This is a genomic window from Rheinheimera sp. MMS21-TC3, assembly GCF_032229285.1.
Classification (GTDB): Bacteria; Pseudomonadota; Gammaproteobacteria; order Enterobacterales; family Alteromonadaceae; genus Alishewanella.
Genome location: NZ_CP135084.1, coordinates 1,560,650 through 1,577,767, shown reverse-complemented (window position 1 = coordinate 1,577,767; position 17,118 = coordinate 1,560,650). Strand labels below are relative to the sequence as shown.

Below are 17,118 nucleotides of genomic sequence, written 5' to 3'. Positions count from 1 at the left end.
TTTATGAGCCGTGGAATAAACAAAGTAATTTTAATAGGCAACTTAGGTCAGGATCCGGAAGTGCGTTATATGCCGCAAGGTGGCGCAGTGGCTAATTTTACTATAGCTACATCTGAAAGCTGGACCGACAAAGCCACCAATGAAAAAAAAGAAGCAACAGAATGGCACCGCATTGTTATTTATAATCGCTTAGCTGAAATCGCTGGCCAGTACTTAAAAAAAGGCAGCAAGGTTTATATTGAAGGTAAATTGAAAAACCGTAAATGGACAGATAAAGAAGGCATTGAGCGCTACACCACTGAAATTTTAGCTAACGAACTGCAAATGCTAGACGGCGCACCACAACAGCAAACCGGTTATCAGCCACAGCAGCAGAACCAAGGTTATCAGCCACAGCAAACTGGCTACCAACCACAACCGCAGAACCAAGGCTATCAGTCACAACAAGGCCAACGCCCTGCAGCTGGCTATAACAACCGACGTTAATTATTGGAGATTATAATGAGCATTCGCAAATTAAAACCTAGCCAATACATTGAGGAATTTTACCCAGGTGGTGGCATTACTACACAAGCTGTTAGAAACTGGATCCGTAAAGGTAAGTTAAAAGCCGAGCGAACACCTGGCGATCACTTTTTAATATTAGTTGAAGACAATAAACCAGTTAATAATGTAACCAAGCTAGTTAGCTTTTTAGAGAGTTAGAACACATGGCTGCAAGAAGGCGCACTTTAAAAAACACTGACCTACCAACAGGACTACACACTCGTGTGGTCCGTGGTAAAACACGTTATTTCTTTATACGTGAAGACGGCACTGAAAAATGGTTTCCTATCGGTGTTAGTCGAGGTGATGCTTGTGCAGCTGCCCGTGAATACAACGCTAAATACCGAACGCCAGATCAACCGATCAGCGCTAGGGGTGATAAATATAACAAACCATTATCTGATTTATTGCCGATTGTACTAAAAAGAATTAAAGCAGAAGAGAAGCTAGGCGCAAATTCACTAAGCACATTAGAGCAAGATATTATTCGGTTACAGGAACTACACGGCAAAGTGCCAAGCAAAGCTGTAACAATGCAGCACGTTAATCAGTACCTAGATACTTACTGCATTGGTAAAAGCAATAATGTGTATAACCGCAAAGTAAGCTTTTTAAAAAAGGTGTTTGATTATTTATGCGATATGTCTGCCATGGACCACAACCCAGCCAAGTTAAAAAAGGTAAAGCCTAAAGAACAGAAAGTTCGCCAGCGGTTACCGCTTGATGCTTACAAGGCCATTGAACAAGCGGCACCAACTTGGCTAAAAGTTGCCATGCAATTAGCTATGCAAACTACCCATGCTGTACTTGAAGTGTCACGCATTAAATACCGTGATTGCGAATGGTACAACAGCCCTATTATTGAAAATGGGTTAACCGTATTCGGTGTACTACGTATTCACCGCCAAAAGGTGCAATTGAAAGAAGCATCAAGGGTAGCCATACCTATTACACACGCACTTAAAACAGTAATTGATAGCTCAAGACACGACCATATTCTAAGCCCATACGTAGTGCATAAGCTAAAAACAGATAGTAACCCCGTAGCTAAAGGCCTTACGCATGAAACACAATTAAGCACTAGGCTGATCAGCTCTACTTTTTCAGATATTCGTGATCAGCTAGGCTTATTTGATAACTTACAACCGGAAGCGCGGCCAACATTCCACGAAATACGCGCCCTATCCATTCACCTGTTTACGCAAATGGGTATAGATCCACAGGCAAGGGCTGCGCATACAGACGCAAAATCAACAAAGATCTATCAAAAAAACCATATATTGTGGGTTGAGGTGCCAGCAGCTGAATTGGTTATTTAGCGGAGATATTACTCTTCGATACGTTTAATTGATTTAAATTTTCGAGTCTTCGCGACCTTTGTTGAGCCTTTTTCTCTATCAGAAACAATCAGTAAAACTTTATGCCTAGCCAAAGCTTCAGCGCTAGATTGGTTATCACTATCAATAGAAACTACTTTGTTTTTTTCTATATCATTTTCATCGATATACACAACACTAAATTTATAAATAGCTATTTTAAACCTCCAATAAATTAAATTTAAAACGTAAAACCGAATGATTTTACCAAGCTATAGACCACCCCAATATACAGTAGTTCAAAAAATCTAAGTTATTGATTTGTATAGTTTGTAATTTGACGAATAGGCGCTATTTTTGTCTTGCGCTATAGACATAAAACATAGGCTAACATATTGATAAAACAAACAAATATAGCATAACCGCTTATTAACATGGGGTGTCAGGGGTCGCAGGTTCAAATCCTGCCGTACCGACCATTTAAAAGCCTGTTTAATAACAGGTTTTTTAGCATCTACTACATAGTGAAAATTTAAGCGCACCAATTCCGCCCCAATATACAGTATTTAAATTTTTTATAATTTATTTTATGCTGCTTTAAATCACAATAAACCTGTTCACTATTACCCCATCCTTGTTTAACTCTGACTCTAAGATACCGCCATTACTGGTAATGCAATGCGCTGAAGCATGGTTATTTTTGTAACAGTGAATATGAATTGGCGTAACGCCTTTTTGTTTTAAATACTGTATCGAAAGCTGCATTAATTTTTTGCCTAATCCTTGTCCACGATATGCCGGCCGAATGCCTAAACCGATATGGCCACCACAATGTTGGATCCGCTCATTTAAATAATGGCGAACATTAGTAACTCCCAGCAACTCATGACCTTCAACTAGCCATAAGGTTGTACTTGGCACATAACCTTCTGGCAGCTTATTACCTGCAGCAAAATCAGCTAATTTTTGTAATAAAGCATCAAAATTGCTGTAATCAAAATCTAATGGAAAGGGATAACGCTCTTCATCAGCTAATTCTGCAATATAGTGGCTATAACTCGTTTGATACTTTTTTGAAGGAGAGACTAGTTGCATTGTTCACCTTTAATTTTCATAAGCACTTTTATCAATCTAGTGTCTATATAATGCCATTTTTCATTGTTAGCTAAAACTAAAACCTTACGAACAACCATAAAATTACACCCATAAAAACAACAAAAAAACATCTAAATGAATACAATCAATACATAATGAACATTAAATAGCCACTTAGATTACATTTGTTTTACATCGCTAAAATTAAGCTGTAGTATTCGCGCCGCTCGAATCATCTATATTATTAACAGGAAGTTTAACAATGACATTTAAGTACGTACTGCCTTTTATCGCTTTAACAGCTTCAGCTTCTATTGCAGCAGAAGAGTACCAATTATTCACTGAATTAAAAGCTGATCACGTCCGCTTCAGTGGTGACAGCAAGACTAATTGGGATCTTAAGGGCACTTATTTCTTCGATAAAAAGCAGACTTTAGGTCCTTTGGATCAATTTGAATACATCAATAAAGTATCAAATATTGATGCTAATTTCTCCCGTGTATTCAATAATAACGTTTGGGCTATCGGTGGTGAGTACTTCGCAGAAAATAATTTAGTCGTTTCTGCAAGCCATCAGCGTACTAGTGGCTTTTATGCTAGCACATTAGGCTTAGGCTATTTATTTGCTGATAATTTTATTGTTCGTGCTGAAGCTATTAAACCTAAAAATAGCAGCACAGCATTCTTATTCTCCGCCAGTTATGATCATAAGTTACAAAACAATAACGATTATATCGGCTTTACTGCACAAGTTGACGATGAGTTTGATTACTTTTCTATCAGCACTAAATATTTTGCAAGTTTAGGTGAAGCCAGTTACATCGCTTTAGGTCTTGGCTTAGAAGATAACGATGGTACTAACAACTGGAATTTAAGTGCAGATTATTACTTAACCAAAATGACGTCTTTTGGCGTTAAATATGATAAAGCTGACAATTATACTGTAAATGCAAAACACTATTTCGATCAAAACTGGGCTTTAAATGCTGGTTACGGTAGCAATGCAGATACCTCTGGTATAAAAGTATATTCTTTAGCTGTTATTGGCCAATTTTAATTTCAGTTAATTCTGACCAATATAAGGGCAATTTTTATTGCCCTTTTTTATTAAGATTACCTCAATTTTTAAACTGTTACTGTTACTAATTATTATTTATTACACTTTTATTTCTTGTACTGCCAACAAAATACGTTTTACAGAAATAGGGTAAGCAGTACCTAATTGCTGAGCATGTTGGGATACTTTTAACTCTTGTAGCATCCAATATATAGCCTTCACTTCATCTGGTAACATTGGTTTATCTGCATATTGGCCCAGTAAACTTTGGTAAGCTTGCTCTGCTTTAGCATATTCATGCATTAGTAACCGATCGCGGTTTGGATCAATTGGTAACTTTTCTAGTCTTTTCTCCATAGCCTGCAGGTAACGAATTAAATCATTCAATTTAGCCGCGCCATGAGCACTAACAAAGCCTTTAAAAATTAACTCATTGAGTTGCTGTTTAATATCCCCCTGCGACTGGACATGTGCTAAATCGACTCGGCCTTTTAGTTTCTTTTGAATCGCATGGCAAAGGCTTAATATTTGTTCTACTTGTAAAGCAATTGCAAGAACCGTATCACCTAGCTCAGCTCTAACCGTTTCACGTAATACCGCAAATTCGCTCTCTGAGCTTGGTAAAGCAGTTTGCTTAACAAGTGCATCTATCCCTGCAGCAATACAATCATCAATTAGCTCTAACACTCTACCAAAGGGATTAAAATATAAGCCTAATTTAGCTTTGTTAGGTAAGGACTCTTGTAAATACTTAACAGGTGAAGGGATATTTAATAGCAATAAACGCCGCAAGCCTAAACGGGTTGTTTGCTCAGCTAACATGGGGTTGTCTAACAGTTTAATTGCAACAGAGTTACGTTCATCAACTAAAGCTGGAAAGGCTTTAATTTCATAACCCGCTTGTACTTTAACATATTCTTTAGGCAGCTTGCCAAAGCTCCACTGGGTGAGTTGATCTTGCTCTATACCTTGCTCGGCTACTTGGCTTAAACTTTGTTGCACATCATCTTGTAAGCCTTGCTTTAATAGCGCTAATGAACGCCCTTGCTGTAAAGTATGGCCGTTTTCATCAACCACTTTATAATTCATTTTTAAATGCAGCGGAATACTAGCCAAGTCCCAAGCATCATCTGGAATCGTGATGCCCGACATTCGCTTTAACCTTTGACTCATGGTGGCTAATAACGGGCCTTGATCTGGGCTTATGCTTTGCATCAAGGCATCTGCATAATTTGGTGCAGGCACAAAGTTACGCCGATATTGTTTAGGTAACGATTTTATTAAAGCAACTAATAAATCATGGCGAAGTGCAGGAATAAGCCAATCAAAGCCAGTGTCTTCAACTTGGTTTAATAGCGCCAGCGGAATTAACACACTAATGCCATCATCGGCTTCACCCGGTGAAAAATGGTACTCTAGCGGTAAGATAAAATTACCTTGTTGCCAGGTTTCTGGAAACTTATCCGCGGTGATGTCACTGGCATCACGGTTTAATAAGTTATCTAAGGAAAAGTTTAAATAGCTAGGATCTTTTTTACGTTGCCCTTTCCACCATTTTGCGAAATCTATTCGGTTATTAGCCCAAACCGGTACGCGTTGGCTGTAAAATTCGGCAAGTATTTCCTCATCAACCAAAATATCACGACGACGAGATTTATCTTCTAATGCAGTTACATCATCTACTAATTTCTGGTTATAACTTAAAAAGCTATCGTTAGTGCCTAGCTCTTGATTAACCAAAGCTTCGCGAATAAAAATCTTGTGGCTAGTTTGCTGGTCAATTTTACTAAACTGTACCGCGCGTTTAGCAACTATAATTAAGCCATATAGACTGACTTGCTCATAAGCTATAACGGCGCCGCGTTTTTTCTGCCAGTGCGGCTCGCTATAGCTGCGATTAACTAAATGCTCGGCTAATGGTTCTATCCATTCTGGCTCTATTTTTGCTAGTGTTCTGGCATACAAGCGGCTGGTTTCTACCCACTCTGCTGCTGCCACCCATTTTGGTTTACGTTTAAATAATTGGCTACCAGGGAAAACATAAAACCGAGTTTGCCGCGGTCCCATATAGTCGGCATCACTGTCTTTAAAGCCTACTTGCCCTAACAAGCCACTTAATACCGCTTGATGAATAGCAGCATAGTCTGCCGTTTGTTGGTTAAGCTTATAACCTTGCTCTTGCATTAATTGCTGCAATTGCGCGGTTAAATCTTGCCATTCTCGCACCCGCAGGTAATTTAAAAATTCTTGCTTACATAAACGCCTAAATTGGTTGCCGCTTAACTCCGTTTGTTGCTGCTGTAGGTACTGCCATAACAATAACCAGCTACTAAAATCTGAATCAGGATTAGCAAAACGGGCATGGCATTGATCAGCTTTTTGTTTTTTATCTAAGGGTCGCTCCCGCGGATCTTGAATTGACAAGGCAGCGGCTAAAACTAGCAACTCAGCTAAAGCCTGTTTTTCAGCGCCAGCTAACACCATTCTGGCTAAACGCGGATCTATAGGTAAACGCGCCAGCTTTTTCCCTAGTTCCGTTAGCTGTAACCCTGTTTTGCCACGATTTAGCGGTATAGCGCCTAGTTCTTCAAGTAATTTAACACCGTCATTAATAAAACGGCTATCTGGTTTTTGCAAAAAAGGAAATTGTTCAATATCGCCTAGACCTAGCGCCAGCATTTGCATAATAACGGATGCTAAGTTAGTTCTCAGTATTTCCGGATCGGTAAATTCTGGCCGGCCTTTAAAGTCCTCTTCGCTGTATAAGCGGATACAAATGCCCGCAGCAACACGACCACAGCGGCCTTGACGCTGATTAGCACTAGCTTGGCTAATAGCCTCTATCGGCAGTTGTTGCACCTTAGAGCGATAACTGTAACGTGATATACGCACCGTACCAGGGTCAATAACATAGCGAATACCCGGTACTGTTAATGAGGTTTCAGCCACGTTAGTTGATAATACAATGCGCCGGCCACTATGGCCTTGAAATATTCGGTTTTGTTCACTGGCGCTGAGTCGCGCATATAAAGGCAATACTTCAGTATGGGGCAGATTACGCTTTTCTAATGCTTCAGCAGTATCACGTATTTCTCGCTCGCCATTTAAGAAGATTAATATATCCCCCGGCGGCTCTTGATATAATTCATCAACGGCATCAAAAATTGCCTGTAGTTGATCCATATCTTCATCATCGGCAATAGCGCGATAGCGGGTTTCAACAGGAAAGCTACGGCCCGAGACTTCAATAATAGGCGCATCAAAAAAGTGCTTTGAAAAGCGTTCAGGATCTATAGTCGCAGAGGTAATAATAAGCTTTAAGTCAGGCCTTTTTGGTAATAATTGTTTTAAATAACCCAGCAGAAAATCGATATTTAAGCTGCGCTCATGGGCCTCATCAATAATAATAGTATCGTACTGATTTAAAAAGCGATCTTGTTGAATCTCTGCCAGTAAAATACCATCGGTCATCAACTTAATATGGGTGTTCTCATTAGTATGATCACCAAAGCGAATTTTGTAACCTACTTGCTGGCCCACTTGGCAATTGAGCTCTTCACTAATACGATCGCAAACACTACGTGCAGCAAGTCGCCTTGGCTGAGTATGGCCTATCATGCCTGCAACCCCCCGCCCTAGCTCGATACACATCTTAGGAATTTGGGTTGTTTTACCTGAGCCGGTTTCACCGGCAATAATCACCACTTGATGGGCAGCAATAGCCGCTTTAATATCTTCTTTTTTCTCAGAGACAGGTAATTGCTCTGGATAAGTTATTTTAGGTAGTGACTGGGCTCGGTTTTGCCTAATTTGCATTGACCGTGCAATATCTTGGGCAATTTTAGCTAGTTGCTTATGCTGTTTATTTTTATCTGTTTGCTTTTTACTGTTTTGCAGTCGGCGGCGCAGCCGAAATTGATCTCTTAATAGACAATGCTCAAGCTGGGAAAATAAAGTCGATATTGCTGGTATTACTTCTTCAGATGGTAATTCAGTTGCGGTCAAAACAGTGCCCTCGTATATAGAGGGCAACATGCTATCAAGAGCAGTAGGTAAAAATCCAGCGTTATAGGTTTAAGTCACCTTTCCATAATGCGAATGCAGCTCTTTATCTATGGCAGCAAGCACATCAGTACGAGAAATAATGCCAATTAAGCATTCATTATCATCCACTACAGGATAAAGTTTAGGCTTAGCTAATAACATAAGCTGGGCTAAATCGATAATATCTTCATAAGGCCTTACCGTTAATACCTCTTTGTGCATAGCATCCATAACCTTGCTTGATTGTTGATTATGGTAGGTTGACATTAACATTTGCGATAAACAATCTTGCTCAGAAATAAAACCGATAATGTTACGCTCAGCATCAATTACCGGCCCGCCTAGCTGTTTAGCTTGAATAAGGCGATCAACTGCCATTTCTATTGGCATATCGGCGGTAAAGGTAACAGGATAGCGATGCATGTAATCGGCTACTTTTAAAGAATTCATAGGCCCCTCTTTTTCTTATTAGGCAAATTAAAAGCTCTTTATAATAGTAGCCGATATTCTATATTCTGGTGGTTTAAAACATCTTTATTATACCAAAGTTATTGTTTAGTTTGAAAAATTTCACTGATCGGCGCTTTACCTTGCGTTTGCATAGCACGATACATGCCTTGACTATTAAACGCCCAGCTTAACTCGCCTTTATTATCAACCACAATAACACCGCCATCACCGCCAATCTGCTTTAGCTCTGCTATAACTTCATGTGCCGCATCTGCTGCTGTTTTATTCTGATACTTTACTCTGGCACAAATATCTGCTGCAACTTGATAGCGAATAAAGTATTCACCATGGCCTGTGGCCGATACTGCACAGCTGTCATTATCGGCAAAGTTACCAGCACCAATAATAGGCGCATCACCAATGCGGCCATAGCGTTTAGCTGTCATGCCACCAGTAGATGTGGCTGCAGCTAAATTACCTTGTTTATCTATCGCCACTGCACCAACAGTACCCATCTTCCAAGCGGGATCATAAGGTACATAAGCTTGGTGCGGCGCCGGCTGGATTGATTGCTTTGCTTTTTTTAAGGCTTCTAACCTAAATTCGGTATCAAAATAACTATTTTTAACTAAATCCAACTGCTGCTCAGCTGCAAATTGTTCTGCTCCATTGCCTGATAACATCACATGTACTGATTTCTCCATTACTGCTCTTGCGAGTAATATTGGATTTTTCACTCTGGTAACACTTGCTACAGCGCCAGCATTGCGGTTACTACCATCCATAATAGAGGCATCTAACTCATGGCTTTCATCCCAAGTATAAACCGCACCTTTACCGGCATTAAATAATGGCGAGTCCTCTAACACTATCACCGCTGCGCTGACAGCATCTAAACTACTACCGCCTTGCTCTAAAACCGCATAACCCTGACTCACAGCATGCTTTAAGGTGGCATGATAGGCACTCTCTTGCTGTTCAGTCATATTACTGCGCTCAATGGTTCCAGCACCACCATGTATCACAATACCAATAGGTACTGCCGGCTGCTTAGCCATTACATTTGCCGATACTAATAAACCAATAGATAATAATAACGTTTTCATTTGAAATTCCTATAGCCAAAAGTTAACGCTAACTGAATTTTACTTTTTAGGCTAGGTTATTTAACTGATAACTTTTTGTCTTTGCTCATCAATGCCCATACTAAGAATGTAAGGCATTGCTTCAGCTTCCTGTGCTGCCACAAAGTCTTGCTTTGAACTTAAGCCATGCCAGTTAATATTTATTAAACTCTGAGCCACTGCCCCACCCAAGCTACCACCTGGCCCTAATAAAATTAGATGTTCTGGTGCAAACTCTTTAACGGCCACTTGTAGCGCAAGTGAAAAGTTATAACTTTGACAAACTTGATGTTGCAAGGTGTATTGCTGTAATTGCTGGGCATTGTTTACATTAGCCGGCCAAATATGACCTCGACCATCTACAAGCGGTAAACTAGGGGCAGCAAAGTGTGAAGTTGGCCATTGCTTTAGCGCCTTATCAGATGCAGCTTGCATTAATGGGGTATGAAAACCAGCATGACCATTTAATAATAATGGGAATCGTTCATCGCAAGGTGGTAAAGCAGCAATAGCCGCAGAAACGGCCGCTTTAGTACCAGCAAGCACCGCATAACCACCATAATAAATAGACATAAACAATTCGCCTTGATGCTTAGCAATTTGATTGTTAATCAATTGCTGGCGTTCAGCACTAAACTGCCAGTTTTCATCTACTAACGGATAAATAAACTGCGCACCTGCTTCATTAGCCGTTAACTGAGCCATGCTAGTAACAAGCTGCATCGCCGTATCAGCTTGCCATACATCGGCACAGCCTAAAGCGGTATACCAGCCCATGGAGTTTCCGGTTAAAGCCACTAAATCAAATTTGTCGCGATTAATTGCTTTAAAATCTGTGATCCCAGCGGCAAAAATTAACGCTGCCGCATTATCTGCTTTTAAATGGATCCGGCTACTAAAGGTTGCTTGGCTGTCTAATTCGGTTACTGTCATTGTATTCAATGCATTACGCGTTTGATCAAACTGACTAATTAATGCCGCTTGCTTGGCTGCATATTTTGCTAAGTAACCCAGTTCGGCTCTATTGTAAGTACCACGACCGGGGCAAACCACTAAGGCTGTTTTTTTCATGCTAAGCCCTCTTTGGTTGGCAACGCTTTAGTCATTAACATACTTAAAGCTTGCTCAATAATCTGTTGTTTAGAAGGCAGTACCGCATAAGCTGCGCTGCCTAAAGGAATAAAGCTATCTTCGGCGCATAAACGGCGAATAGTAAAATAATTAGGCTTAGTTTCATGTAATGCCGTAAACAGCTCTTCGCTTAACGAGCCGCGGCGGCGACATTCATCAACAATTAAGATCTGCTGACAATCAGTTAACGCCGCTATAATTTTATCTGTTTGCAATGGCACTAAGGTACGTAAATCTATTACTCGAATTTGATATCCTTGTGCTTCTAGCTCTAGCTCAGCTTGGCGGCTTAAATAATAACCATTAGCATAGCTAATAATTGCTAACTCTTTACCTGTCCCATAAACCGCTGGCACACCAAATTCTGGTAAAGCCGTATCTGGCTCTGGGTAATCAGTTAGCCATAAACCATCACCCGTGTTAGCCAAGTCTCGCGTCATATATAAGGCTATTGGCTCTAAAAATATAACTAACCTTTTTTGTTCATGGGCTAATTGCACTGCTTGGCGTAATAGTAAAGCAGCGTCATGACCATTGGAGGGACAAAATACAATAACACCCGGAATATCTCTAAAGACGGCAAAGGAGTTATCATTATGGAAATGGCCACCAAAACCACGTTGATAGGCCAAACCAGCGATGCGGATCACCATAGCATTAGCATATTGACCGTTAGAGAAAAATGGTAAAGTGGCCGCTTCACCGCGAATTTGGTCTTCAGCGTTATGCACATAAGCTAAAAACTGTATTTCAGGTATAGCAATAAAACCTTGCTGAGCTAAACCAATCGCCATGCCTAAAATGCTTTGCTCATCTAATAAAGTATTGATAACTCTATTGCTACCAAAAGCTTGAATTAAATGCTGGGTAACTCCGTAAACACCCCCTTTTTTACCCACGTCTTCACCAAACACCACCGTATTTTTAAACTGAGCTAATAAATCATGCAAAGTCCAGTTTAGTAACTTAGCTAAATGTTGTGGTTTTGCTTGGTTATGTTTGTCATAGGCAAAAAGTTTTTCTCGCGTGGCGTTATCGGCAATAGCGGGCAATGCAACCACAGGTTTTACTGGTGCTATAGACGCCATAACTTGAGCTGCTGTAGTTAGCTTAGGTTTAGTTACCGCAACGGCCGCAACCCGAACAATTTGTTGTTGCAGGGCATCTAACTGCTGCAGCATTTGTTCTGTGCTAATAATACCTTTAGCTAACAATAAGGCCGAACTGGCTAATAATGGATCTAGCTCTAGCTCATCAGCTATTTTTGTTTTATGTCGATATGAGGTTTCAGTATCCGCGCCAGCATGGCCAAACAAACGCACGGTAGATAAATGCAACAATGCCGGTTTACGGGTTGTGCGCACATAATCTGCCGCACGTTTAGCCACACTATAGGTATGAGCTAAATCACGACTGTCGGCTGCAAAATATTTTAAGGCTGGCCTATCAGCTAAGGCATGCTCTATCCAGCCATTAGGCGTGGGCGTAGAAATACCTAAGCCATTATCTTCACATACAAACAGCGCCGGCATAGGTACTTGTTGATACGCTGTCCAGCTAGCGGCATTAAGAGCGCCTTGGGCAGTAGAGTGATTGGCCGATGCATCACCAAAACTACAAACAGCAATGGCATCACTAGGCCAGTTGCCTTCAAGCTGTAGTCGGCGGCTTAAATCTATAGCTAAAGCTGCCCCCATGGCTTTGGGTAAATGTGAGGCGATAGTACTGGTTTGTGGCGGTATATTTAAAGCTAAACTCCCTAACACTTTATGCCGGCCACCCGATATAGGATCATCACTGCTAGCACAAAAAGATAGCAGTAAATCATAAATCGGCGTACTGCCTGGTAACTGCTTGCTGCGTTCAATAAAAAAAGCACCGCTGCGATAATGTAAAAATGCTGGATCTGTTAAGCGTAATGCCGCTGCTATAGCCGCATTTCCCTCATGCCCTGCACTACCTATAGTATAAAAACTTTGGCCTTTTGCTTGTAATAAGCGTGATTGCAAATCAAGCAAACGGCTACAAAGTTGGCTATGCCATAATTGGTGTAGCATTGCATCAGCTATATCAGTTTGCTTCTGCCAGCTAGTATCAGGCAAAGCGTGATCGATTATACGTTGGCGAAATTGCGCCACCCACGGATGAACTGGTTCCGTCATGTTTTTCTCCCGCAGCATATGCTATTTACCGCTAAACTTACTAATAAATTAAGCGGTAAATTAACTAGTGAACCTAGACCTAGTGAACTTAGACTAAGTTATTAACCGGCAAAGGCCGCTATACCTGTTTGTGCCCGACCTAAAATTAAGGCATGCACATCATGAGTACCTTCGTAAGTATTAACTGCTTCTAAATTCATCACATGACGGATCACATGAAACTCATCTGCTATACCATTACCACCATGCATATCACGCGCTACACGGGCAATATCTAAAGCTTTACCGCATGAGTTACGTTTAATTAAAGAAATTGTCTCAGGTGCTAATTGATTTTGATCCATTAAACGCCCAGCTTGTAAACAACTTAATAAACCAATGCTGATATCGGTTTGCATATCCGCGAGTTTTTTCTGAATTAACTGCGTTGCTGCTAATGGCCGGCCAAATTGCTGCCGATCTAAGGTATATTGACGCGCAGCATGCCAACAAAATTCAGCCGCACCTAAAGCGCCCCAGGCAATACCGTAACGGGCTTTATTTAAACAACCAAAGGGGCCCTTTAAACCGCTGACATTAGGTAACAATGCATCTTCACCAACCTGAACATTATCCATGACAATTTCACCGGTAATAGAGGCCCGTAGTGAAAACTTGCCTTCAATTTTAGGTGCGCTTAAACCTTTGGTACCTCTGTCTAACACAAAGCCCCTAATCACCCCATCAAGCTTAGCCCATACTACAAACACATCGGCTATTGGCGAATTAGTGATCCACATCTTAGTGCCGTTTAAAATATAACCTTGGCCATTTTTTTTAGCTGTAGTACGCATACTGGCAGGATCTGATCCCGAATCTGGCTCAGTTAAGCCAAAACAACCTACCCACTCCCCTGTTGCCAGCTTAGGTAAATACTTCATGCGTTGCTCTTCACTACCATATTCATAAATTGGATGCATCACTAACGAAGACTGCACACTCATGGCACTACGATAACCACTATCAACCCGCTCGACTTCACGTGCCACTAAACCGTAGCAAACATAGTTAACCGCTGAGCAACCATATTTTTCCGGCAAGGTAGCGCCTAATAACCCTAGCTCGCCCAATTCCGTCATAATTTCTCGATGAAAATGTTCATCTCGGTTGGCATGTAAAATACGTGGCATAAGCTTTTCTTGGCAATACTGATGGGCAGTATCGCGGATCATGCGTTCTTCTTCAGTTAACATTGCAGAGAATTGAAACGGGTCTTGCCAGTCAAAATGAGCACGTGTCATATTATATTCCTTAATAAAACCAGCTTAATAATAATGGTTATAGCCACAATAGCCTGCTTTGATGTACAGTTAAACTATAATAATACTGTATCAGGTATAGTTTTAAACTATGGATGTAAGACAACTAAGCTACTTTATTGCCGTCTACGAACAAGGCAGTATTAGCGCAGCAGCGCGTCAATGCTGTATTACACAGCCTTCGCTCTCCACAGCTATCCGCCAATTAGAACAAGAGCTTGGGGTTATTTTATTTACCCGTCTACCAAAAGGGGTATCCCCTACGGAAGATGCCGACAAGCTATATGGCCATGCAGGACGTTTAGTCAGCCAAGTTAACTCAATTAAAGCTAGCTTTTTACTTCCTATAAAAAAAGTACAATTTAAGCTAGGATTAATTAAAGCTTTAGGTGTAGAGCGAATGAGTCAATTACTTCGCGAATTTAGCTTATTAGTTGAAGGTTTAGAGCTACATTTAGTAGAACCAACTGAGCAATGTGATGCCAGAATCATTACCGCTGGCCAATTAAAAGCAGGTGAAGTATTCGAACCTATTTGGAACGATAGCTATATGTTAGCCATTCCTCCTTCTTTACCCTTAACTTTAAAAGCTTCTATTGCCTTAGCCGATTTTGAAAACTTACCTTTAATTAAACGCACGCCTTGCGACGCCTGGAACTCATTATATCCTGAACTAGGACGGCGCAATATAAAACCAGATATTAGGGCTGATATTCAAACAATAGAATACGCTTTGGGCTTAGTCTCCGCCGGTATTGGTTGCGCTTTAGTACCCGATTTTTATAACTTAACTCAACGCAGTGATGTAATATTCAAAACAATAGATGAAGTTGCTTTACAGCGCACTATAGGTTTAGCGTACAGACGTAGCAACGGCAGTCAGCCGATAAAAATATTAAGCCAGTTATGCCAGCAAACAGCCAATAAGCATTAGTTCATCATGACTAATTTACTCACTACCGTACGTAAATAATGTAGTAACTGCTACAATAGCCAATATAATTTATTGTTTTAACTATACTAATTGGTCTGCTATCGCTATGACAACTGAAGCAAGCTTATACTTTTATGACTATGAAACTTGGGGGGCTGATCCTAAACGTGACCGGCCAGCCCAGTTTGCCGGGATCCGGACGGATTTAGATTTAAATATTATTGCTGAGCCAGATAACTGGTATTGCCAGTTGGCAAATGATTATTTGCCTCACCCTGAAGCGGCTTTAATTACCGGTTTAACCCCACAACTATGTAATAAAAAAGGCCTAGCTGAAACTGAATTTATGGCTAAAATTCTCCAGCGTTTTAGCCAAGCTAATACCTGTGTTTTAGGTTACAACAGTTTACGATTTGACGATGAAGTCACCCGGCATAGTTTATTTCGTAACTTTTACGAGCCTTATGGCCGCGAATGGCAAAATGGTAATAGCCGCTGGGATATCATAGATATGGTGCGAGCTTGTTATGCTTTACGCCCTGAAGGTATCAATTGGCCACTTCGCGAAGACGGCAGTCCCAGCTTTAAATTAGAGCTATTAAGTAAAGCCAATGGCTTAGAGCACGAACAAGCGCATGATGCTTTATCTGATGTTTATGCCACTATTGCTATAGCCAAATTAATTAAACAAAAACAACCTAAACTCTATGATTACTTGTTTAATTTACGTAAAAAAGCAGCGACTTCAGCCTTAATTGACGTCGCCGGCATGACGCCTTTAGTCCATGTATCGTCAAAATTTCCGGCGATGCAAGGTTGTGTCAGTTGGATAGTGCCACTGGCTTATCACCCCAGCAATAAAAATGCAGTTATTTGTTATAATTTACAAGCTGATCCTAGCCCATTATTAGCTGATGACATTGCAACCTTACAACAGAAGCTATACACCAAAACCATTGATTTAGCCGAAGGTGAGCAGCGTTTGGGCTTAAAGCTTATTCACCTAAATAAATGCCCGGTACTCTCACCGGCTAAAACCCTAAGTGAATCAAGAGCCGCAGAGTTAGGTATAAATCGCAGCCAATGCTTACAACATTTAGACTGGTTAAAAAAACATCCAGAAGTGCAAAGTAAAGCCTTGCAAGTCTACCAACAGCTTGATGACTACCCAGTAGAAAGCAATCCAGATTATCAATTATATAGCGGTTTTATCAGCAATAGTGATAAAGAAAAGATGCAGCACTTACATCAGTTAACCCCAGAGCAACTTGCTGTTTCTGCGCCGGTTTTTAGTGATGACAGATTAAATAAACTGATTTTTTTGTACCGAGCTCGAAACTATCCAGCAAGCCTAACAGACAGTGAGCAACAACAGTGGCAACAATACCGTACTGATAAAATAATGCACGGGGTCGATCAGCCTAATTTAACAATGGAAGAGTTTAGCCTAGCACTAGAAAATGCAGCCCATAGCCATGCTGATGACGAACAAAAAATGAAAATTCTAAAAGCCTTATATTTATATGTAGAAAATTTATAGTAGTTTTTTAGATAAATACACCGACAAAAGCCGGTGTATTTGTCTTACTCTTTATCTGCTATTTTTCTTAAATTTTCATGGATCTTAAAAAGAACAATTAACATCTCACACCAAATTCTAACACCTATACTACCTAAAACTAAAATGCCTACGCCTGAAACAAAACTACCGTATTGAGTAAACATAGCTCCTAATCCACTTATTAAAACCGCAAGCAATAACAGCCAATAAACAAAGGTAATAATCTTGGGTGTAAGCATTGAATCAAAAAAAAACAATTCTCTCATAAATTCCTCTTATAATTATATGTTACAGAAGTATCTGTAACTAACACACTATGTCACTCACAACCAATCAGCAACTCCGATGAGTTAACTTATTAACATACTTAAAGCACAACCATTGCTTTTGCGTAACGAAT

General features: G+C 40.4%; 14 protein-coding genes. 6 read left to right on the top strand and 8 right to left on the bottom strand.

What is annotated here, in order from left to right:
* Window positions 1–3: 3 nt before the first annotated feature.
* The 3 genes from ssb to RDV63_RS07750 are packed head-to-tail and all read left to right on the top strand — an operon-like array spanning window position 4 to window position 1,865.
* Window positions 4–486 (top strand): single-stranded DNA-binding protein, encoded by a 483-nt coding sequence (gene ssb, locus RDV63_RS07760; RefSeq protein ID WP_313908928.1) that lies wholly within the window; start codon window positions 4–6, stop codon window positions 484–486.
* A 15-nt stretch (window positions 487–501) separates the two neighbouring features.
* Window positions 502–705, top strand: a complete 204-nt coding sequence (locus RDV63_RS07755; protein WP_313908927.1) for a hypothetical protein — start codon at window positions 502–504, stop codon at window positions 703–705.
* Window positions 706–710: 5 nt separating this feature from the next.
* On the top strand, window positions 711–1,865 hold the full coding sequence (locus RDV63_RS07750; protein WP_313908926.1) for a hypothetical protein: 1,155 nt from the start codon (window positions 711–713) through the stop codon (window positions 1,863–1,865).
* Window positions 1,866–2,459: 594 nt separating this feature from the next.
* On the opposite strand, the gene RDV63_RS07745 is transcribed toward RDV63_RS07750, so the two are convergent.
* On the bottom strand, window positions 2,460–2,957 hold the full coding sequence (locus tag RDV63_RS07745) for a GNAT family N-acetyltransferase (protein WP_313908925.1): 498 nt from the start codon (window positions 2,955–2,957) through the stop codon (window positions 2,460–2,462).
* Window positions 2,958–3,219: 262 nt separating this feature from the next.
* Here RDV63_RS07745 and RDV63_RS07740 point away from each other — a divergent pair, with 262 nt between their 5' ends.
* On the top strand, window positions 3,220–4,014 hold the full coding sequence (locus RDV63_RS07740) for a putative porin (RefSeq protein WP_313908924.1): 795 nt from the start codon (window positions 3,220–3,222) through the stop codon (window positions 4,012–4,014).
* A gap of 99 nt (window positions 4,015–4,113) precedes the next feature.
* Here the strand turns inward: RDV63_RS07740 and hrpA are convergent, their stop codons facing one another.
* The 6 genes from hrpA to RDV63_RS07710 all read right to left on the bottom strand — a co-directional run bounded on the left by hrpA (window position 4,114) and on the right by RDV63_RS07710 (window position 14,205).
* Window positions 4,114–8,049, bottom strand: coding sequence for an ATP-dependent RNA helicase HrpA (gene hrpA / locus RDV63_RS07735; RefSeq protein WP_409934825.1), 3,936 nt, complete (start codon window positions 8,047–8,049; stop codon window positions 4,114–4,116).
* Window positions 8,050–8,088: 39 nt separating this feature from the next.
* A complete protein-coding gene (locus RDV63_RS07730; protein ID WP_313908922.1) occupies window positions 8,089–8,508 on the bottom strand; it encodes a CBS domain-containing protein in 420 nt (139 codons plus the stop codon).
* Between the two features lie 98 nt (window positions 8,509–8,606).
* The gene (locus tag RDV63_RS07725; RefSeq protein WP_313908921.1) at window positions 8,607–9,614 is read right to left on the bottom strand and encodes an isoaspartyl peptidase/L-asparaginase; all 1,008 of its coding nucleotides are present in this window, start codon (window positions 9,612–9,614) and stop codon (window positions 8,607–8,609) included.
* 60 nt (window positions 9,615–9,674) lie between these two features.
* The gene (locus RDV63_RS07720; protein ID WP_313908920.1) at window positions 9,675–10,703 is read right to left on the bottom strand and encodes a malonyl CoA-ACP transacylase; all 1,029 of its coding nucleotides are present in this window, start codon (window positions 10,701–10,703) and stop codon (window positions 9,675–9,677) included.
* The gene (locus RDV63_RS07715) at window positions 10,700–12,925 is read right to left on the bottom strand and encodes a thiamine pyrophosphate-dependent enzyme (RefSeq protein WP_313908919.1); all 2,226 of its coding nucleotides are present in this window, start codon (window positions 12,923–12,925) and stop codon (window positions 10,700–10,702) included. The genes RDV63_RS07720 and RDV63_RS07715 overlap by 4 nt, the downstream gene beginning before the upstream one ends.
* A 101-nt stretch (window positions 12,926–13,026) precedes the next feature.
* Window positions 13,027–14,205, bottom strand: coding sequence for an acyl-CoA dehydrogenase (locus RDV63_RS07710; RefSeq protein ID WP_313908918.1), 1,179 nt, complete (start codon window positions 14,203–14,205; stop codon window positions 13,027–13,029).
* 109 nt (window positions 14,206–14,314) lie between these two features.
* Between RDV63_RS07710 and RDV63_RS07705 the strand changes: the two genes are divergently transcribed.
* Entirely contained in the window at window positions 14,315–15,157 is an 843-nt protein-coding gene (locus tag RDV63_RS07705; RefSeq protein ID WP_313908917.1) for a LysR family transcriptional regulator, read from the top strand.
* Window positions 15,158–15,263: 106 nt separating this feature from the next.
* Window positions 15,264–16,697, top strand: coding sequence for an exodeoxyribonuclease I (gene sbcB / locus RDV63_RS07700; protein WP_313908916.1), 1,434 nt, complete (start codon window positions 15,264–15,266; stop codon window positions 16,695–16,697).
* 44 nt (window positions 16,698–16,741) lie between these two features.
* Here sbcB and RDV63_RS07695 read toward each other — a convergent pair whose 3' ends face one another.
* A complete protein-coding gene (locus RDV63_RS07695) occupies window positions 16,742–16,984 on the bottom strand; it encodes a DUF4282 domain-containing protein (protein WP_313908915.1) in 243 nt (80 codons plus the stop codon).
* Between the last annotated feature and the right edge of the window lie 134 nt (window positions 16,985–17,118).